Source organism: Streptomyces changanensis, assembly GCF_024600715.1.
GTDB lineage: Bacteria > Actinomycetota > Actinomycetes > Streptomycetales > Streptomycetaceae > Streptomyces > Streptomyces changanensis.
Window position 1 is genome coordinate 2,876,247 of the sequence record NZ_CP102332.1, and the last position, 18,779, is coordinate 2,895,025.

The window sequence follows — 18,779 nt, forward strand, 5'->3', positions numbered from 1 at the left end:
GAGGGCGCGCTCCTCAGAGCCGGACGGCACCGGAGTTGAGGCAGGCCAGCAGGGTGCGGGCCTGCACGTTGACGTAGTGGCCGTGCGCGGTCAGCGAGTTGAGCTGGCCGACCGTCACCCAGCGGTAGCCCGGCGGCGGGTCGACGGGCGCGGTGTCCTCGTCGGCGCTGACGAAGAGGTACCGGATGCGGGCCTCCAGGAACCGGCCGCCCTCCTCGGAGTGCTCGGCGGCGTAGTGGGCGGTGCCCCGCTCGTCGGCGGCGCGGACCAGGTCCAGGAAGGGCGGCCGGTCCTCGGTGCGCACCGGGTCCCAGTTGCCGGGGGTGCACTGCACGGTGGGGGCGAGTTCGATCGTGTCGAGGTACCCGGCCTCCACCTTGGCGTGGACGAGCACGTGCGGGACCCCGCCCAGGCGACGGAAGACGAACGCGGCGATCCCGGTGCCGCACGGTTCGAGCAGCGGCTGGGACCAGCCGGTGACCTCGCGGTTCCCGGCCTCGACGGTGACGCCGGTGATGCGGAAGAAGCGCCCGTCGGGGCGGCCTATGCCCTCGGCGTCCCGCGCCCAGTCGGCGACACCGGCGAGGGGGACGAGCCGCACGTCGACGTCGTGGCGGGCCCGCTCGGCGGTGAACCACGACAGCAGCTCGGTGTCGGAGTGGAGGGCGCCCGGCTCCGGGACCGCCATCGGGAAGCAGGCGAGGACCGTGCGGGCGTCCATGTTGACGAGATGGTCGTGGCGGAGCAGCTCGCCGATCTGGCCGAGGGTCAGCCAGCGGAAGTCCGGGTCCTCGGGGACCTCGGCGTCCGTCTCCACGAGCATGTTCCGGTTCGACTTGCGGAAGAACCACGAGCCGTGTTCGGACTGGAGGGAGTCGGCGAGCACCCGGCCGCGGGCGGCGTCCGTGAAGTGTTCGAGGTACTTCACCCCGGCGCCCTCGTGGACCCGCTGGTAGTTGCTGCGGGTGGCCTGCACGGTCGGGGAGAGCTGGAGGAGGCCGGGGTTGCCCGGTTCCATCTTGGCCTGGAGCAGGAAGTGCAGGACCCCGTCGAACTCCTTGGCGAGGATGCCGAGGATGCCGACCTCGGGCTGGTGGATGATCGGCTGCTGCCAGCTGCCGAACGGCCCCTCGTCGACGGTGGCGGCCAGGCCGCGCACGGCGAAGAACCGGCCGCTGCGGTGTACGAGGTCGCCCTCGTCCGGAGTGAACGACCAGCCGTCGAGCCGGTCCAGCGGCACCCGGCGCACGGCGAACCGGTGGGCGCGGGAGCGGGCGGCGAGCCAGCCCGGGACGTCCTCGGTGCGCACGTGGTCGCCGTGGCCGACGGCGGCGGCGGAGCGCGCGAGCCGCGCGGCCAGGTCCTGGGCGGCCCGGGGCCGCAGGAGCGCGGCGGCGGTCACGGCCGGCCCCCCGGGGCGCGCCGCTCGCGTTCCGCCTCGTCGGCGAGGTGCGCGACGGTGCGGCGCAGCGCCTCGGGGAACGGGGTGGTGGGCGCCCAGCCGGTGGCGGCGCGGAACGCGGAGGCGTCGATGGTGACGCTCGCGAAGTCACCGGCCTCCGCGTGCGCGGGCGGCTCCACGGAGACGACGGGGACGGGCGGTTTGCCGGTGCGGTCCGAGACGAGGACGGCGACCTGCTGGAAGACGGGGCCGAGCGGCCTGCCCTCGCCGGTGCCGAGCAGCCAGTGCCGGCCCGCGAGGGCGTCGGTGTGGTCGACGCCGGCGACGACGGCCCGGGCCAGGTCCTCCACGTAGAGCAGGTCGCGGCGGACGCTGCCGTCGTGCCACATGGTGATGGGGTCGCCGGCCAGCGCGCGGCGGGTCATCGCCGAGACGATGCCGCGGTCGCGGGCGGTAGAGCCGGGGCCGTACCCGAAGACGGTGGGCAGCCGCAGGGAGGTGCCGCGGAGCACGCCGCGGGCGCTCGCGTCGAGCAGGAGCCGCTCGGCGGCGAGCTTCTGCCGGTCGTACTCGCCGGCCGGGCGGTCCTCCTCGGTGCCGTCGAGGACCTCCTTGTCGGTGGGGCCGACCTGGGAGGCGGCGCCCGTGAAGACGACCTTCGGCAGGGGCCCGGCGCCGCGGGCGGCGAGGGCGTCGACGAGGTCGCGGGCGAGGCCGACGTTGACGCGTTCGGCGGAGGAGTCGCCGTCCTCGATGCGCCAGGTGGAGGTGGCCGCGCTGTACAGGGTGGCGAGGACGACGACGTCCGCGTCGGCGACGGCGGCGGCCATCTCGCCGGGCTCGGTGAGGTCGGCGGCGCGCACCTCGACGTCGGCGCGGGCGCCGTCCGGGATCCGGGCGGGTCGGCGGGAGACGGCGCGGATCCGGACGGGTCGGGCGGCCAGCTCGCGCAGGACGGCGGAACCGACGAAACCGGTCGCGCCGAGCAGGGCGACGCGCGGGGCGGGGGTCACTGCCACAGCGCCGCCTCCACCTTCAGGCAGGTGTCGTACTCGGGCAGCAGGCCGCGTTCCCGCGCCTCGGCGAGGGTGGGCGCGGCGGTGTCCCGCTCGGACTGGGCCAGGTCGTACCCGTCGGGGATCGGCAGCGCCAGTGCGGGGTCGAGGGGGGAGACGGCCAGCTCGTTCGCGGCGGTGTACCCCTCGGACATCACGTAGACGACCATGGAGTCGTCCTCCAGGGAGAGGAAGGCGTGGCCGACGCCGACCGGGATGTACAGGGCCTGGCAGGTGTCACCGCCGAGTTCGGCGGTCTCGTGACGGCCGAAGGTCGGGGAGCCGACGCGCAGGTCGACGAGGTAGTCCCGGACCCGGCCGTAGGGGCAGTAGACGTACTTGGCACGGCCGGGCGGGGTGGTCGTGTAGTGGATGCCGCGCAGTACGCCGCGGGCGGAGAGGTTGTGGCTGATGTCGCGGACGGGGAAGAGGGCCCGGCCGCGGACCCCGCTGAAGGGGGCCTCCTGGTAGGGGGAGGTGAACAGGCCGCGGTCGTCCCGGTGGACGGGCGGCGTGAAGGCGAACGCGCCCTCGATGCCCAGCTTCTGTACCTGCACGGTTGTGGCTCCCTGGTCGGTGGGGACGGCGGTCACAGCGCGGCGAGGACGGAGCGCAGGGCGGTGATGACACGCTCCTGGACGTCCTCGGGCAGCGAGGGGTACATGGGCAGCGAGAAGATCTCGCCGGCGAGCCGTTCGGTGACGGGCAGCGACCCGGGCTCCACGCCGAGGTGGGCGAAGCCGGACATGGTGTGCACGGGCCACGGGTAGCTGATGTTGAGGGAGATGTCGTGGGCCTTGAGGGCCTCGATGATCTCGTCGCGGCGCGGGTGGCGGACGACGTACACGTAGTAGACATGGCTGTTGCCGGGGTTGGTGGCGGGGAGCCGGAGCCCGCCGGGGCCGGTGAGGTCGCCGAGGCCCCGCTCGTAGCGGCGGGCGACGGCGTTCCGGCCCTCGACGTAGGCGTCGAGGCGGGTGAGCTTGCGGCGCAGGATCTCGGCCTGGACCTCGTCGAGGCGGGCGTTGTGCCCGGGGGTGCGGACGACGTAGTAGACCTTGTCCATGCCGTAGTAGCGCAGCTGGCGCATGGCCCGGTCGGTCTCCTCGTCGGCGGTGAGGACGGCGCCGCCGTCGCCGTACGCGCCGAGGACCTTCGTCGGGTAGAAGGAGAACGCCGCGGCGTCGCCCATGGTCCCGGCGAGGCGGCCGTGGTGGCGGGCGCCGTGGGCCTGGGCGCAGTCCTCCAGGATCTTCAGTCCGTGCCGGTCGGCGATGCGGCGCAGCGGCTCCATGTCGGCGCACTGGCCGTAGAGGTGGACGGGGAGGAGGACCTTGGTGCGGTCGGTGACGGCCGCCTCGACCTTCTCGGGGTCGATGAGGAAGTCCTCCTCGCGGACGTCGACGAAGACGGGCGTGGCGCCGGTCGAGACGATCGCGACGACGGTCGGCGCGGCCGTGTTCGAGACGGTGATCACTTCGTCGCCGGGGCCGACGCCGAGCGCCTCCAGGGCGAGCTTCAGCGCGTTGGTGCCGTTGTCGACGCCGGTGCACCGGCCGCCGCCGTGGTAGGCGGCGAACTCCTCCTCGAAGCCGGAGACGCTGTCGCCGAGCACGAGGCGGCCGGACGCGAAGACCGTGGCGACCGCGTCGAGGATGTCGTCCTTCTCCTTCTCGTACTCGGGCAGGTAGTCCCAGACGTACGTGGTCATGGCTCTCCTCGGGTGCGTGGCGGGTCAGGGGTGGTGCGGGGTGCGCGCGGCCTTCCACCGGTCGGGGTGGTCGCGGTACCAGGCGACGGTGGCGGCGAGGCCCTCGGCCAGGGTGTGGCGGGGCGCGTAGCCGAGCTCCTCACGGATCTTGCGGTCGCTGAGCGCGTAGCGCAGGTCGTGGCCCTTGCGGTCGGGCACGTGGCGGATCATCGACGCGTCCGCGCCGCACAGGTCGAGGATCCGCTCGGTGAGTTCGCGGTTGGACAGGTCGTCGCCGCCGCCGACGTTGTAGACCTCGCCGGGCCGGCCGCGGGTGAGGACGAGGTGCAGGGCGCGGCAGTGGTCGTCGACGTGGAGCCACTCGCGGCGGTTGCGGCCGTCGCCGTACAGCGGGACGGGCTCGCCCTGCAGGAGGTTCGTGACGAAGCGCGGGATGACCTTCTCGGGGTGCTGGCGGGGGCCGTAGTTGTTGGAGCAGCGGGTCACGCTGACGGGCAGGCCGTGGGTGCGCCAGTACGCGCGGGCGATCAGGTCGGAGCCGGCCTTGGAGGCGGCGTAGGGGGAGTTGGGCAGCAGGGGCGAGTCCTCGGTCCACGACCCGGTCTCGATCGACCCGTACACCTCGTCGGTCGAGACGTGGACGACGCGGCCCACGCCGGCGTCGACGGCGGCCTGGAGGAGGGTCTGCGTGCCGAGGACGTTGGTGCGGACGAAGTCGGCGCCGCCGTCGATGGAGCGGTCGACGTGCGACTCGGCGGCGAAGTGGACGACGGCGTCGTGTCCGGGGAGCAGGTCGGCGAGGAGCGCCGCGTCGCAGACGTCGCCGTGGACGAAGGCGAGGCGGTCGTGGGCGGCGGGGAGGTTGTCGCGGTCGCCGGCGTAGGTGAGCGCGTCGAGGACGGTCACGGTGTGCGCGGCGCCCGGTTCGTAGGTGTCGTCGAGGAGGGCGCGGGTGTAGTGCGAGCCGATGAAGCCGGCACCGCCGGTCACCAGGATCCTCATGCGGGCTCCTCGTCTCTCCTGGCCGGCTGGGCGTGCCGGTCGTCGGTCGTGATCTCCATCAGGTACTGCCCGTAGGGCGACTTGGCGAGGGCGAGGCCCAGGCGGTGGCAGGCGTCGCGGTCGATGTACCCCATGCGCCAGGCGATCTCCTCGACGCAGCCGATGCGGACCCCCTGCCGGTGGGAGAGGATCTGCACGTACTGGCCGGCCTCGGTGAGGGCGTCGTGCGTGCCCGTGTCGAGCCAGACGAAGCCGCGGCCGAGCTGGACGAAGGTGGCCTTGCCGCGCTCCAGGTAGATGCGGTTGACGTCGGTGATCTCCAGCTCGCCGCGGTCCGAGGGGCGCAGCGAGCGGGCGATGTCGACGACGTCGTTGTCGTAGAAGTACAGGCCCGTGATGGCCAGGTTGGAGCGGGGCCGGGCCGGCTTCTCCTCCAGGCCGACCAGCCGGCCGTCGGCGTCGACCTCGCCGACGCCGTACCGCTCGGGGTCGCCGACGGGGTAGCCGAACAGCACGCAGCCGTCGACGTCCCGGGCGCTGGTGCGGAGGATCTCGCCGAAGCCGGGCCCGTGGAAGAGGTTGTCGCCGAGGATGAGGGCGACGGAGTCGTCGCCGATGTGCTCGGCGCCGAGGACGAACGCGTCGGCGAGGCCGCGCGGCTTGTCCTGCTCGGCGTAGGTGAGCGTGAGGCCCAGGGTCGAGCCGTCGCCGAGGAGCCGCTGGAAGCCCGGGACGTCGCCGGGGGCCGCGATGATGTGGATGTCGGTGACGCCGGCGAGCATCAGGACGGAGAGCGGGTAGTAGATCATCGGCTTGTCGTAGACCGGCAGCAGCTGCTTGGAGACGCCCAGCGTGATGGGGTGCAGCCGGGTGCCGTGGCCGCCGGCCAGGATGATTCCCTTCATCCCGCGGTCCCTTCCGGAAGTGGTGGGTGCGTCGGCGCGGCCGTCCCGGTCACGAGTCGGCGGTGGTGCTCGTCGCGGGCGCCTTGGGTGGCGGTGGCGGCGCCAGGAAGCGGTCACCGCGCAGTTCCTCCTCGGCGGTCTGCTCGACGCGGTTCATGGCCATCCGGAGCAGCGGCGGGGCCATGAGCGAGGTGAGGACGGCGACGAGGACGACGATGGAGTACATCTCCACGGTGAGCAGTCCGAGGCGGACGCCGATGAGGGCGATGATGACCTCGATGACGCCGCGGGCGTTGATCCCGGCGCCCAGGGCGAGGCACTCCCAGCGGTTCATCCGGGTGGCCGCCCCGCCGATGAACGCGCCGAGGAACTTCCCGGCCACGGCGACGGCGAAGACGGCGAGCCCCCACAGCGCGACCACCGGGTCGGCGAGGGAGGTGAGGTCCATGCGCAGTCCGGCGGTGGCGAAGAACAGCGGCGCGAGGACCACCATCACGGTGGTGTTGAGCGGGGACAGCGCCGACGCGTCGAAGTCCTTGGTGCCGCCGACGAGGATGCCGCAGAGGAACGCCCCCAGGGCGGCCTCCAGGCCGAGCGCGTGGGTCCCGGCGGCCGACAGGGTCATCAGGACGACGGCGGTGACCACGGACAGGCCCGGTACGGAGGACCGCGCGGCGGCGCGCATGGCGGCGCCGACGACGAGCCGGCCGACGGTCATGGTGGCGGCGAGGAGCAGACCGACCTCGCCGAGGGTGGTGACCACCTCGCCGGCGTACAGGCCCGTGGTGGCCATGGCGGCGATCAGGGACAGGAGCACCCAGCCGACGGCGTCGTCGATGGTGCCCGCGACCAGGATCATCTGGCCGATGTCCCGGTGGATGAGCTTCATGTCGATGAGGGTCCGCGCGATGACGGGGATGGCGCTGACGCACATCACCACGCCGACGAAGAGCGCGAACACGGTCTGGTCGGCGCCCGGGGCGCGCAGCTGCGCGGGCAGGACGAAGCCGAGCCAGGCGCCGAGGGCGAGCGGCACCAGCAGTCCGGCGGCGCCGACGCCCACCGCGCGGGCCCCCTGCCTGCGGACGAGCTTCAGGTCGAGGTGGATGCCGGTGAAGCCGACGAGCAGGATGACGCCCAGTTGTCCGACCGCGTCGAGCAGGTGCATGTGCTCGGCGGTCTGCGGGAACAGCCAGTTCCCCACGCCGGGCGCGACGTGGAACAGCAGCGACGGCCCGAGGAGCACCCCGGCCGTCAGCTCCCCGACGACCGCCGGCATGCCCAGCCGCTCGGCGAGGCGGCCGAGGACCAGTGCGGCCAGCAGCAGCACGCCCACCTGGAGCAGCAGGATCAGCAGTGCGTGGCTGGGGAGGGGCTCGACCACCGAGGCGGCCACGGTCATGAGGGGCACTCCTTTCCGTACGACGTCTCGGGCCGGGTGGGCCGCAGGGTCCGGTCCGCCGTGGCGGGGACCCCGCGGTCCGGGCGCGCCCGGCCGGCGGGACCGCGGGGGTCGCGCCGGCCGGGCGGGGCGGACGTCACGCCGCCGCGGGCCGGTCCTCGGCGTCGGAGCCGGTGCCGGTGCCGATCGCCTCGAAGTGGCTGGGGCGGCCGTCGACGTAGACCTCCCGGCCGATCTTCTGGGCGTCGCGGCGGTGCATCAGCTCCCAGGTGCCGTCCGTGCGGTGCAGCAGGGTGGAGTGCCACGGGGTGGTCCACGCGTCGGCGGCGCCCAGCAGACGGATGCCGAACTTGATGGAGCCGCGGTTCTGCGGGTGGATGGAGAGGCGGACGTTGCGCGGATAGCTCTCGGCGATCAGCTCGCTCCAGGCGCGGCTGCGGAGGATGACCTCGTAGGCGCGGCGGCGGCAGTCGCGCTGGAGCGCCGACCGGGTGCCCTCCCAGTTCGCGGTGTCCTCCACCAGGAAGCGGGTGATGCCGCGGTACATGCGCAGGGACGACTCGTCCTCGCGCACCTCGGCCCGCAGCTCCTCCAGCGAGGGGCCCAGGGTCACGGCGGCGCGCTGGCGCTTCTCGTCGTACGTGAGGTCGGGGCCGTACACGTCGCGCAGGTCGAAGGTGTCGAGGTGGTCGGCGAGGCCCTCGGCGCGGATCATGTCGGCGATGGCGTCGTTGTACGCGTCGATGTGCGCGTCCGGTACGTGGATGACGTCACCGAAGATGTGGCCGTCGGAGCAGATGAGGACCTTGGCTCCGGGCGCGTAGACCTTCTCGATCTCGGCGCACAGGGAGTCGAGGAAGCGCAGCGCGAGCCGCTCGCCGTGGTCGGGGAGGTGGCTGAAGACCTTGTCCAGGTTGGGCGACTTGCACGGGAAGCCGGGCAGACTGAAGATCACCTGCTCGTTGTTGGCGACGAAGTCCCGTATCTGGGCCAGCTGCTCCGGGAAGTCGTCCGTCTTGTCCAGATGGGTGTCGGGCTCGACGGTGCGCCGGTGCGGGATGAGCAGCCGCACGATCTCGTGGCTGATGCGCTCGACCTCGGGCGTCAGGGCGTGGCTCGTCGTGGTGGCGGACTCGGACATGGCTGATCGGCTCGCTTCCGTGAGTCGTGGTGCGGGGAGGTGTGGTCCGGGGGCGGTCCCGGCGTGCCCGGCCGGGTGCGGTGCGGTGGGCACGCGACCGGGCCTGTTCAGTGCCGTACGGGGCAGCCGCCGCGCGGGGTGGCGTCCGCGGGGCCGTAGGCGACGGGCAGTTCGTTGAGGCCGCGGGCGAGGACGGCGCCGACCCAGACGAGCTCCTCGTCCGGCACGGCGAGGCGGATCTGCGGCAGTCGGTTGAGCAGTTCGCGGACGGCTATCTGGAGCTCGACGCGGGCGAGGGCCGCGCCGGGGCAGAAGTGGATGCCGTGCCCGAAGGCCATGTGCGGGTTGGGCGAGCGGTCGAGGTCGAGGGTGTCCGCGTCGGGGAAGCGCTCGGGGTCGCGGTTGGCGGCGCAGAGCGACACGATGACGGAGTCGCCGGCGGGGACGGTGGTGCCGTAGAGGTCGGAGTCCTCGGCGAAGAACCGCCACGTGGTGAGCTCGAAGGCGCTGTCGTAGCGCAGGAGTTCCTCGACGGCGCGGACGAGGAACGCCTTGTCCGCGTCGCTCATCTCGCCGCCGACGGCCTCCTGGAGGCGGCGCAGCTGGGCGGGGTGGCGCAGGAGGGCGACGAGGGCGGTGGTGATCTGGTTGGTCACCGGCTCCTGTCCGGCGACGAGGAGCTGGAAGACGATGGAGTCCTGCTCCTCCTTGGTGATCTCGCCGGCCTCGCAGGCCCGGACGAGCTTGGTGAGCAGGTCGTCACCGGGGTGGGCGCGCTTGTGCTCGACGACCTCGGCGATGTAGTTCTGCAGGCCGCGCAGGCGCCCCTCGTACACGGGACGCAGCGGGTCGCTGGGGCCGACGGGCTGGACGACCTTGCCCCAGTCGCGGTCGAAGCCGGCGGCGATGGCCTCGGGCAGGCCGATGACCTCGGCGAGGACGCGGAAGGGGTAGTGGGCGGCGAAGGCGCCGACGACGTCGACGACGCCGCTGCCGTCCTCGGCTTCGGACGCGCCGAGCGCGGCGTCGAGCAGCTCCGTGGCGATCTCCTCGAAGCGCGCCCGCTTCCGCTCGACGTTGCGGGGCGTGAACGCCTCGGTGACGAGCTTGCGCATGACCGTGTGCTTCGGCGGGTCCTGGTGCAGCAGGTGCACCTGGAGCTGGGAGTGCTGCGGCTCCGGCATGATCGCCGCCCGGTCGCGCCACGCCTTGTTGCCGAGGTCGTGGTTCTTGCCGAGGCGGTCGTCGTTGAGGGCGCCGTGCGCCGCCTCGTACCCGGTGACCAGCCACGCGTTGACGCCGCTGGGGAAGTTGACCCGGTGGACCGGGCCCTCCTCGCGGAGCTTCCGGTACAGCGGGTACGGGTCGGCCTTGTACTCCTTGCCGTAGAGCGGCAGCGGTTCGGAACGCGGCATGGCGTGGTGCTTCCTTCCTGAGGGGCGGTCCGGTCCCGGGTGGGAGCGGTGGGGTTCGCGGAACGCTGCGCGCGCGGTCGACCGAGCGCGGGCGCGCCGAAGCGGCGCGGGGCGTGGAGCGGTGGGGGTGGTGGTACGCGGTGGGGCGTGAGGTGCCGTCGTGCGTGGGGTGGTGCCTGGTGGCGCGTGAGGGGACGCGGTGGGACGCCGTGACGCGGGGGCGGCACGGTGGGGCGCGGAACGCGGCGGGGGGTCGTATCGGTACTGCGCGAGGGGGACGGAACCGTTCCGACGGTCCGTCAGTGGTGTTCCCGGCGTTTCACCACCGGCTTGTGCGCGGCGTCACATGCGAACCGTCTACGCGTACAAGTCACCAACAGTGAGCGAGTATTCTTGGCCACAGGTCGACATGTCAAGTTGGATCTGTTCATCCGTCAACTCGTTCACGGGTGACCAGAATTGATCAAACAACTGGCTTAAATGACTGCCTCATGCGCCTGGTTCATCCCATAGAGTGAGTTTCCATGATGGCCTCACGGGGGAGCGCTGTCCGGTTTGGCATTCTGGGCACGTTGGTGGTTTCGGTCGGAGAACAAGATCTCCACCTGGGCGGTCCGCGCGCCCGCGCGGTTCTCGGCGCCCTGCTGCTGGAGGCGAATCGGCTCGTTCCGATTTCCCATCTCGTCGAAGCGGTGTGGGAACGCGTTCCGCCCGCGACGGCGGAACACCAGATTCGTAAGATCGTCGCCGATCTCCGTTCACGCATTCCCGACGCGCCGGAAATGCTCGTCACCGACGGACCGGGATACCGGATCATCGTCGGCGAGGACCAACTCGATCTCCTCCGCTTCGACCGGGCCCTCGACGAGGCCCGCCGGTGCGCCACCGTCGACGGTGAGGTCGCCGCCCTGGAGACCGCCCTCGGCCTGTACCGCGGACGGGTCCTGCCCGACAGCCGCAGCCCCGTCCTCACCTCCGCGGCCGCCGCCCTGGAGGACCGCTACCTGGGCGCCCGCGAACGCCTCCTCGAACTCCGCCTGGAGCAGGGCCGCGCCCACGACGCCGTGACCGAACTGCTGCCGCTGGTCGCCGAGCACCCGCTGCGCGAGTCCCTCAGCGCGCTGCTGATGGTCGCCCTGTACCGGGTGGGCCGGCAGGCCGACGCGCTGCGCGTCTACCACGACCTGCGCAACCTCCTCGCCGAGCAGCTCGGCATCGACCCGAGCAGCGCCGTCAACTACCGCTACCAGCAGATCCTGCGCAACGAGCCCGGCCTCGACCGCTCCCCCGCCGCCGCCCACGGCCCCGCGGCCGCCCAGCCCCCGACGCCGCCGCCCCGCTCCCTCCCGCACGACCTGCCCGACTTCACCGGCCGGGAGGCGGAGCTCGCGCGGCTCCTCGCCCAGGCGTCCGCCCCGGACGGCGGCGCCGCCCACCCGGCCGTGCGGATCGTCACCGTCGACGGGATGGCCGGCAGCGGCAAGACCACCCTCGCCGTCCACGCGGCGCACCGGCTCGCCGACCGCTACCCCGACGGCCAGGTCTTCCTCGACCTGCGCGGCTTCAGCCCGCACGGCCCGCCGCTCGCCCCACACGAGGCGCTCGGCACGCTGCTGCGGGCCCTCGGCGTCCCCGGCGACCGCCTCCCCGACGACCTGTCGGACCGCGAGGGCCTGTGGCGCGGCATGACCGCGGACCGCCGCATGCTGCTCCTCTTCGACAACGCCGCCGCCTCCGACCAGGTGCGCCCGCTGATCCCCGCGGGACCGGACTGCCTGGTCCTCGTCACCAGCCGGCCGAGCCTCGCCCAGCTGGACGGCGCCACCGCCCTGCCGCTCGCGCCGCCCCCGGCGGCCGACGGGCTGGCGCTCCTCGGCCGCGTCCTCGGCCACCGCCGCGTCGCCGCCGAGCAGGAGGCCGCCGCCGAACTCGTCTCCCTGTGCGGCCGGCTGCCACTGGCCCTGCGCGTCGTCGCCTCCCGGCTGACCAACCGCCCCCAGTGGAGCCTCGCCTACCTGGCCGGACGGCTGCGCGACGACGCCACCCGCCTGGACGAGCTGACCGTCGAGCACCGCAGCGTCCGCACCGCGCTCGAACTGTCGTACGCGGCCATGCCCGCCGGCCACCAGGAGCTGTTCGGCCTCCTGGGCGCCCACCCCGGCACGGACGTCGACGGGCCCGCCGCCGCCGCGCTCGCCGGGCTCGCCCCGCAGACGGCCGAGGCCCGGCTGGAGGACCTGCTCGACGCGCGGCTCCTCGACCAGCGCACCCCCGGCCGCTACACCTTCCACCCCCTGGTCCGCGCCCTCGCCCGGGACGCCGCCGCGCACCGGCCCCAGGCCGCCGGCGAGGCGCGCCGCCGGCTGCTCGACCACTACCTGACGGCCGCCGAGGACGCCGCCGCGCTGGTCGAACCGGGCCGCGAGCCCTCGCGCCCGGCGGCGGAGCACCGGTCCCCGGCGGCCGTACCGCCGCCCCCGCCGCCCCCGCGCGACGCGACCGCCGCACTGGCCTGGTTCGACGCGGAACGGGCCAACCTCCTGGCGGTGCTCGGTCACGCCGAGGAGTCCGGGGCCGACCGCCACGTCGCCCGCCTGTCCCTCGCGCTCGCGCCGTGCCTGCACGCCGGCGGCCACGTCGAGGACGAGCTGGCGGTGCTCCGCAAGGCCGCGACCGCCGCCCGGCGGCTGGGCGACCCGGCCCTGGAGCGCGCCGCCCTCACCGGCCTGGCCGCGCCCTACGGACGGCTCGGACGGGTCGCGGAGGGCCTGGAGTGCGCCCGCGAGGCGCTGTCCCTGTCCGAGCGCACCGGCGACCGGGCCGGCGCCGCGCACTGCCTCAGCCGGATCGGCGCCTTCCACAACGCCCTCGGCCAGTACGAGAGCGCCATCTCCGCCCTGCACCGCGCACTGGTGCTGCTGAGCCGCACCGACGCGCGCACCGCCGAGGAGAACGCCGTCCTCGCCTCCCTCGCCGAGGCGCAGGCCGCCCTCGGGCGGCACGCCGAGGCGCTCCAGACCAGCCGCCTGGTCATCCTGCACAGCCGGGAGGCCGGCGACCCGCACGGCGAGGTCACCGGCCTGACCGGCGAGGCGACCGCGTACGCCGCGGCCGGCCAGCTCGACATGGCCCTGGACCGGCTCGCCGAGGCGGCCGCCCTGGCCCGGCGCACCGCCGCGCCCGACGGGCTGGCGCCGGTCCTCGCCCGGTACGCCGACGTCTACCGCCGCCAGGGCCGCCACCGCGAGGCGCTGCACGCCGGGCACGCCGCCCTGCACCTGCTGCGCAGGGTCCGCCGCCCCGCCCTGACCGCCGCTGTGCACAACGTCATCGGCGCCGTCCACCGCGACCGCGGCGAGTACCAGCGCGGCGAGGGCCACCACCAGACGGCCCGCCGGCTCGCCCTGCGGGCGGGGCTGCGCCGCGAACTGGCCCTGGCGCTCGACGGCATCGCCCACGCCCGGGCCCACGGCGAGGGCCCGCACGAGGCGAAGGAGCACGAGCCCCGCTCCGCACCCGCCGCGCCCAGCACCCGCCCCCGGGCCCACGCGGGCGCCGCCCAGCACCCGCACCACTGACCCCGCGTCCCCCCGCCCCACTGACCCCGCGCACACCCGGCCCCGGCGCGCGGACCCCGACGCGCGGACGACCGGACGCACGGACGGACCCCGGCTCCCCCGGCCTCTGCCTCGCGCCGCCCGCCGCGCACCGCCCACAGACGGCAGACGGCAGACGGCAGACCGCAGACGGCAGACCACAGACCGCATACCCGCCGCACGCGCCGCACCGGCGGACCCCGCACCACCCCGCGGGGCGCACAGGACGCACGGACGCCCCGCCCGGCCCACCTGGGCCGGACGGGGCGTCCGTACGCGTCACGCGTGCCGTGCGGCCGTCACCGCAGCGGGGCGAGCACCTCCCCCGTGGCGGCGTCCCGCACGGTGATCGCCTCCATGGGGCAGGTCTCCGCCGCGTCCAGCACCGCGTCGTCCGGGCCGACGACCTCGTCCACCGGCCGGGCCCGGCCGCCGTCCAGCCGCATCCGGCCGTGCGCGGTGCCGAGGCACAGCCCGGTGCCGGCGCACACGAGCCGGTCGACCTCGATCCGCCACTTCCCCTGCTCCTGCGCCTGCGCCTGCTCCTTCTCCCGCGCCTCTTCCGGGCGCGGTCCCTGGGGCTGGTCCTGGTCCTGGGACATCTCCTGCTTTCCTTTCACGTCACGGGACGACAGGGGGCCGTACCCGGGTGGAGCGGGACGCGGCACCGAGAGCGGCCGCGCGCAGCGACCGCTCCACGGCCGACGCGGCGTCATGGCCGGGCAGGATCCCCCTCCGCTCCGCCTCGGCCATCGTCACCGCCCTCCGGTCGCGCTCCGAAATGATCAGATCCGTACCGCCGGGGACGGGCAGCCCCAGCTCCGGATCGAGGACGGAGACCGTCTCCTCGTCCTCCGCCGCGTACCGCGCGGACCGCAGGTCGGTGATGACGGTCTCCTCCAGGGCCACGACGGCGTGCGCCACACCGGCCGGCAGGTACACGCCGCTCGGGTGGTCGGCGTCCAGCACGAGGGACTCCCACGCGCCGTACGTCGGGGAGCCCACCCGCACGTCCACGGCGATGTACAGCGCGCGCCCCCGGGAGCAGTGCGCGTACGTGGCCGTGCCCGGTGGCGTGCGGGTGTAGTGCAGACCCCGCACCGCCCCCCGGCGCGACCGGCTGTGGGTGGCCTGTCGCACGGGGAACAGCGGACTGCCGGTGGCCGCCTCGAAGGCCGCCTCGTCGTACGGGGCGGCCACCTGCCCCCGCGCGTCGGACGAGGGCCGCGGGACGAACAGGTACGCCCCGGCGGTCCTCAGCTCGCGCACGTCCACGACGTCCGTCCCTCCCCGGTCGCCAGGCGGACCGCCGTGCGGGCGCCGGCGTCAGGCGCCCGCCAGCTCCTCCAGGCGGGTGACGATGTCGAGCGGGGTCGGCATGGCCTTGATCTCCGCGCGGACCTCCGCGGCGGCCTCGCGGATCGACGCGTCCGCGATGACCGACTCCAGCAGCTCCGGGCCGATGTCGTCCGGCTGGGCGATCCGGCCGAGGCCGCGGTCGGCGATGGCCTGCGCGACGACCGGCCGGCCCAGGCCCTTGAAGGCGGGCATGACCTGCGGCAGCCCGTGCACCATCGCGCCCAGCGCCGTACCCGGCCCGGCGTGGTGGATGACCGCCGAGCAGCCCGCCAGCAGGGCGCTGTAGGGCACCCAGTCGAAGGCGTGGACGTTCTCCGGCAGGGGGCCGAAGGGCTCCAGGTCGACCCGCGGCAGGACGACCACGAACTCGGCGTCCGTCTTGGGCGCCGACGCGAGGATCCGCTCCAGGATGACGGCCGCCTCGCCCGGCACCGGACCGCTGCCGAGGGTGACGGCGATGCGGGGGCTCTCCGGGCGGCGGTTGAGCAGGTCGTACAGCGGCTTCGGCAGCGGGCCGCTGCCGTTGTACGGCACGAAGCCCATGGACCACATGCCGGGCTCGGTCGGGACGACGCTCGGCGGGGTGATGTCGATGGTCGCCCGCGCCTCGGGCAGGGTGACGCCGTGCTCCTCGAAGAGGTCGGCGTGCAGCTGGCTCATCATCTCGGCGGAGGGGTTGACGAACCCGAAGCCGTGCTGGACGGCGGGCACGCCGAGCTTGGCCGCGGCGACGATGCCGGGCGTGAGCAGCGGCGAGTGCACGACGATGTCGGGCCGCCACTCCTCGGCCGTGCGGATCACCGCGTCGACCATCTCCGGCTGGAGGCGCAGCGCGGCCGCGACGGCCCCGCCGACGACCTCCAGGTACGGCACGCCGGACGCCTCCTGGAGGAGCTTGGCGGCGACCTCGGGATGGTTCTGGGCCAGCTTGCCCACCATCTGGTCCAGGGACAGGCCGGGTGCCACGTCCACGGTGCGCGCGCCCGCCTCGCCGAGGGCGAGGCCGGGGCCGCAGGAGGCGACCATGACCTCGTGGCCCGCCAGCTGCAGGGCCCAGGCGAGCGGGACCATGGGGTAGGTGTGTCCCGTGCCCGGGGTGATGGTCATCAGTACACGCATGTGTGGGAGTTCTCCGTTCGGAAAGGCGGGCGGCGTCGGTGCTCGGCGGCACGGGCGGCGGGCGGCTCGGCGCCGCCGCCGTCAGCGCAGCAGGTCGATGGGGCGCTCGGGGCGCAGGCCGATGGCCATCGCCCGGGCGGGGCCGGCCTGGAGCGGCGGCAGCCGCTTCATCAGGCGCAGCACGACGGGGGTGGTGGACTTCCCCTCGCCGCGGATCCACGGTTCGAGGAAGCGGGACTGCAGGAAGCGCTGGATCCGCTGCGTGACGGCGGTGGCCGTCTCGCGGCGCTTCTGCACCTGCGCCAGGTGCTCGTCGTTCAGCGCGCCGTCGCGCAGCGGTTCGGCGAGGACGTTGGCGGCGGCGACGGCGTCCTGGAGCGCGAGGTTGATTCCGACGCCCATGATCGGCGACATGGTGTGCGCGGCGTCGCCGAGGCAGAGCATGCCGGGCCGCCACCAGCGGCGCAGCCGGTCGATCTGCACGTCGAGCGTCTTGACGTCGTCCCAGCTGCGCAGGTCGTCCTCCAGCCGGCCGGCGAGGAACGGGGTGAGTTCGGCGAGCGTCGCGCGGAACGCCTCCAGTCCCTTGGCGCGCAGCTCCTCGTACCCGCCCTTGCGGATGGCGATGGCGGCCTGCCAGTGGCCGAGCCGCTCGATGCGGACGAAGAGCTGGCCGTCGGAGAGCCGGCCGACCATGCCGCCCGGGTCGCTGTCCTCCTTGGTGAGCTTGAACCACAGGATGTCCATGCCGGAGCCGAAGACCTGCGGTCGCATGCCGGCGCTCTGCCGGAGGGCCGAGCGCCGGCCGTCGGCGGCGACGGTGAGCTCGGCGCGCAGCTCGTGCTCGCCGTCGGCGTCCGTGTAGCGCAGGCCGTTGACCCGGCCGCCAGCCGTGGTCACCCCGGTGACCTCGGCGTTCTGCACGAGCCGGAAGTTCGGGAAGCGGTTGGCCTCCTCCAGGAGGAAGTTGAGGAAGTCCCACTGCGGGAGGAAGGTGATGTACTTGAACTTCCCGGGCAGTCTGCGGAAGTCCGCCAGGGTGTGGGGGCCGTCGTCGGTGACGACCTGCAGGCAGTGGATGCGCTGGTGCGCCAGCTTCCGGAACGTGTCACCCAGGCCGAGTTCGACCATGAGCTGGTGGGTGGAGGCGTGCACGGTGTCGCCCCGGAAGTCGCGCAGGAAGTCGCCGTGCTTCTCCAGGACCACGGTGTCGACCCCTGCCCGGGCCAGCAGCATGCCGAGCATCAGCCCCGCGGGGCCGGCGCCGGCTATGGCGCACGTGGTGTGACCTAATGCCATGTTCTCCCTCGATCCGTTTCCGCGGCTCGCGTCACCGCGCGTGGGGGGACATCACCATTCGACGAGAAGGGATTCCGGGGCCCGCGCGATGAGGCCCGGCTTCCACGGAACATCATCTGCGGTGCCGGTGAGACGCAAGGTGGGGAATCTGGCCATCAACCCCTCCAGTGCGACCTTGAGTTCGGCGCGGGCGAGACTCGCGCCGAGACAGAAGTGCATTCCGTGGCCGAATCCCAGGTGCGGGTTGCGCTCGCGGTCGAAACGGATGGTGTCGGGGTCCTCGAAGACGCGCTCGTCGCGGTCGCCGGCGGCCCGCTGGAAGATCACGGTGTCGCCCTCGCGGATGAGCTTCCCGCCGATCTCGACGTCCTCCGAGGCGCGCCGCGGGAAGCTGCCGACCGAGCGGAGCGGAATGATCCGCAGCATCTCCTCGATGGCGGGGTCCAGCAGGTTCCGGTCCTCGCACAGCTGCGTGTACAGCTCGCGCTGGGCCAGCAGCAGGAAGGAGACGTTCGAGATCATGCTGAGCGAGGTCTCGTGGCCGGCCATGAGGACGCCGATGCCGGTGCGCACGGCCTCGACCTCGGAGAGCTGACCGGCGTCGAGGGCCTCGATGAGCACGGATATCAGGTCGTCGGAGGGGCTGGAGCGGCGCTTGGCGATGAGTCTGCGGAGGAAGTCCTCCAGTCCGTCGCGGGCCTCGTTGATCTCCTCCTTGGTGTGCGCGGAGGTGGCGACGAAGACGTCGGAGTACCGGCGGAACTCGGCGCGCTCCTCGTACGGGACGCCGAACAGCTCCACGATCATCCGGACCGGAAGCGGAATGGCGAGGCGCTGCACCAGGTCCCCGGGCGGGCCGGCCTCCTCCATGGCGTCGAGCTCGGACTCGACGAGGTCGCGCATGCGCTCGGCGAGCTGCGAGACGATGCGCGGCCGGAAGGCGTGGGCGACGACCTTGCGGATCCGGCCGTGGTCCGGCGGGTCCATGCTGAGCAGGTTGCCGGGGCGCAGCGGCAGCGGCGTGACGCGCGCGGTGTCGGGCTCGGTCGCGGCGTGCGAGCTGAACCGCGGGTCGGCGAGGAACTGCTTGATCTCGTGGTAGCCGGTGAGGAGCCAGGCCTCGCCGCCGTACGGCATCGTCACCCGGGACACCGGTTCGTGGCGGCACAGTTCCAGGTACCGCGGGTGCAGGTCGAGCCGGACAACGGGCCCGAAGGGGTACTTCGGCGCCCCGACGGTTTCTGTGACGGTCATGATGGCCACCTTCTGCGTGTCGTCCATCGCGCCGGAACCGGGAGAACCAGGGCGCTCACGCCGTGGTGGTGGCACACACGTGAAGCCGATGCTCGGCTTTCCGAGGAATCCCGGCGATT

At 73.6% G+C, this 18,779-nt stretch carries 15 protein-coding genes; 1 reads left to right on the forward strand and 14 read right to left on the reverse strand.

Annotated features, from left to right (window positions below; genetic code table 11):
• Window positions 1-13 precede the first annotated feature (13 nt).
• From NRO40_RS12710 to NRO40_RS12750, 9 genes are all read right to left on the reverse strand, one after another.
• Window positions 14-1,402: an NDP-hexose 2,3-dehydratase family protein gene (locus NRO40_RS12710; protein WP_257375411.1), complete on the reverse strand. Its 1,389-nt coding sequence runs from the start codon at window positions 1,400-1,402 to the stop codon at window positions 14-16.
• Window positions 1,399-2,421, reverse strand: coding sequence for an NAD-dependent epimerase/dehydratase family protein (locus tag NRO40_RS12715; protein WP_079047238.1), 1,023 nt, complete (start codon window positions 2,419-2,421; stop codon window positions 1,399-1,401). Before NRO40_RS12715 ends, NRO40_RS12710 begins: the two co-directional genes overlap by 4 nt.
• Window positions 2,412-3,014, reverse strand: a complete 603-nt coding sequence (locus tag NRO40_RS12720) for a dTDP-4-dehydrorhamnose 3,5-epimerase family protein (RefSeq protein WP_058943334.1) — start codon at window positions 3,012-3,014, stop codon at window positions 2,412-2,414. Before NRO40_RS12720 ends, NRO40_RS12715 begins: the two co-directional genes overlap by 10 nt.
• 32 nt (window positions 3,015-3,046) lie before the next feature.
• Window positions 3,047-4,168, reverse strand: a complete 1,122-nt coding sequence (locus NRO40_RS12725) for a DegT/DnrJ/EryC1/StrS family aminotransferase (protein WP_058943335.1) — start codon at window positions 4,166-4,168, stop codon at window positions 3,047-3,049.
• A gap of 24 nt (window positions 4,169-4,192) precedes the next feature.
• Complete coding sequence (gene rfbB, locus NRO40_RS12730; RefSeq protein ID WP_058943336.1) at window positions 4,193-5,170, reverse strand: dTDP-glucose 4,6-dehydratase; 978 nt, start codon at window positions 5,168-5,170, stop codon at window positions 4,193-4,195.
• Window positions 5,167-6,075 carry a glucose-1-phosphate thymidylyltransferase RfbA gene (gene rfbA, locus NRO40_RS12735; protein WP_058943337.1) on the reverse strand — a complete coding sequence of 303 codons (909 nt, stop codon included), beginning with the start codon at window positions 6,073-6,075 and terminating at the stop codon, window positions 5,167-5,169. The genes rfbB and rfbA overlap by 4 nt, the downstream gene beginning before the upstream one ends.
• Window positions 6,076-6,124: 49 nt before the next feature.
• Window positions 6,125-7,477, reverse strand: coding sequence for a cation:proton antiporter (locus tag NRO40_RS12740; protein WP_058943338.1), 1,353 nt, complete (start codon window positions 7,475-7,477; stop codon window positions 6,125-6,127).
• 136 nt (window positions 7,478-7,613) lie between these two features.
• Window positions 7,614-8,618 (reverse strand): L-tyrosine/L-tryptophan isonitrile synthase family protein, encoded by a 1,005-nt coding sequence (locus NRO40_RS12745; RefSeq protein ID WP_058943339.1) that lies wholly within the window; start codon window positions 8,616-8,618, stop codon window positions 7,614-7,616.
• A 107-nt stretch (window positions 8,619-8,725) separates the two neighbouring features.
• Window positions 8,726-10,033 carry a cytochrome P450 family protein gene (locus tag NRO40_RS12750; protein ID WP_058943340.1) on the reverse strand — a complete coding sequence of 436 codons (1,308 nt, stop codon included), beginning with the start codon at window positions 10,031-10,033 and terminating at the stop codon, window positions 8,726-8,728.
• A gap of 782 nt (window positions 10,034-10,815) precedes the next feature.
• On the opposite strand from NRO40_RS12750, the gene NRO40_RS30565 reads away from it, so the two are divergent.
• The gene (locus NRO40_RS30565) at window positions 10,816-13,611 is read left to right on the forward strand and encodes an ATP-binding protein (protein WP_306674867.1); all 2,796 of its coding nucleotides are present in this window, start codon (window positions 10,816-10,818) and stop codon (window positions 13,609-13,611) included.
• A 317-nt stretch (window positions 13,612-13,928) separates the two neighbouring features.
• Here the strand turns inward: NRO40_RS30565 and NRO40_RS12760 are convergent, their stop codons facing one another.
• From NRO40_RS12760 to NRO40_RS12780, 5 genes are all read right to left on the reverse strand, one after another.
• Window positions 13,929-14,231 (reverse strand): ferredoxin, encoded by a 303-nt coding sequence (locus NRO40_RS12760; protein WP_079047240.1) that lies wholly within the window; start codon window positions 14,229-14,231, stop codon window positions 13,929-13,931.
• 19 nt (window positions 14,232-14,250) lie between these two features.
• Window positions 14,251-14,904 carry a dTDP-4-dehydrorhamnose 3,5-epimerase family protein gene (locus tag NRO40_RS12765; protein WP_058943343.1) on the reverse strand — a complete coding sequence of 218 codons (654 nt, stop codon included), beginning with the start codon at window positions 14,902-14,904 and terminating at the stop codon, window positions 14,251-14,253.
• Between the two features lie 51 nt (window positions 14,905-14,955).
• Window positions 14,956-16,107 carry a nucleotide disphospho-sugar-binding domain-containing protein gene (locus NRO40_RS12770; protein ID WP_058943344.1) on the reverse strand — a complete coding sequence of 384 codons (1,152 nt, stop codon included), beginning with the start codon at window positions 16,105-16,107 and terminating at the stop codon, window positions 14,956-14,958.
• A gap of 81 nt (window positions 16,108-16,188) precedes the next feature.
• Window positions 16,189-17,406, reverse strand: coding sequence for an FAD-dependent oxidoreductase (locus tag NRO40_RS12775; protein WP_058943345.1), 1,218 nt, complete (start codon window positions 17,404-17,406; stop codon window positions 16,189-16,191).
• Window positions 17,407-17,457: 51 nt separating this feature from the next.
• Window positions 17,458-18,660, reverse strand: coding sequence for a cytochrome P450 (locus tag NRO40_RS12780; RefSeq protein WP_058943365.1), 1,203 nt, complete (start codon window positions 18,658-18,660; stop codon window positions 17,458-17,460).
• Between the last annotated feature and the right edge of the window lie 119 nt (window positions 18,661-18,779).

Excerpts from the sequence above, each read along its gene's own strand:
- NRO40_RS12725 (WP_058943335.1), bottom strand. The coding sequence starts at position 4,168 with ATGACCACGTACGTCTGGGACTACCTGCCCGAGTACGAGAAGGAGAAG.
- rfbB (WP_058943336.1), bottom strand. The coding sequence starts at position 5,170 with ATGAGGATCCTGGTGACCGGCGGTGCCGGCTTCATCGGCTCGCACTAC.
- rfbA (WP_058943337.1), bottom strand. The coding sequence starts at position 6,075 with ATGAAGGGAATCATCCTGGCCGGCGGCCACGGCACCCGGCTGCACCCC.
- NRO40_RS12740 (WP_058943338.1), bottom strand. The coding sequence starts at position 7,477 with ATGACCGTGGCCGCCTCGGTGGTCGAGCCCCTCCCCAGCCACGCACTG.
- NRO40_RS12745 (WP_058943339.1), bottom strand. The coding sequence starts at position 8,618 with ATGTCCGAGTCCGCCACCACGACGAGCCACGCCCTGACGCCCGAGGTC.
- NRO40_RS12750 (WP_058943340.1), bottom strand. The coding sequence starts at position 10,033 with ATGCCGCGTTCCGAACCGCTGCCGCTCTACGGCAAGGAGTACAAGGCC.
- NRO40_RS30565 (WP_306674867.1), top strand. The coding sequence starts at position 10,816 with ATGCTCGTCACCGACGGACCGGGATACCGGATCATCGTCGGCGAGGAC.
- NRO40_RS12760 (WP_079047240.1), bottom strand. The coding sequence starts at position 14,231 with ATGTCCCAGGACCAGGACCAGCCCCAGGGACCGCGCCCGGAAGAGGCG.
- NRO40_RS12770 (WP_058943344.1), bottom strand. The coding sequence starts at position 16,107 with ATGCGTGTACTGATGACCATCACCCCGGGCACGGGACACACCTACCCC.
- NRO40_RS12775 (WP_058943345.1), bottom strand. The coding sequence starts at position 17,406 with ATGGCATTAGGTCACACCACGTGCGCCATAGCCGGCGCCGGCCCCGCG.
- NRO40_RS12780 (WP_058943365.1), bottom strand. The coding sequence starts at position 18,660 with ATGACCGTCACAGAAACCGTCGGGGCGCCGAAGTACCCCTTCGGGCCC.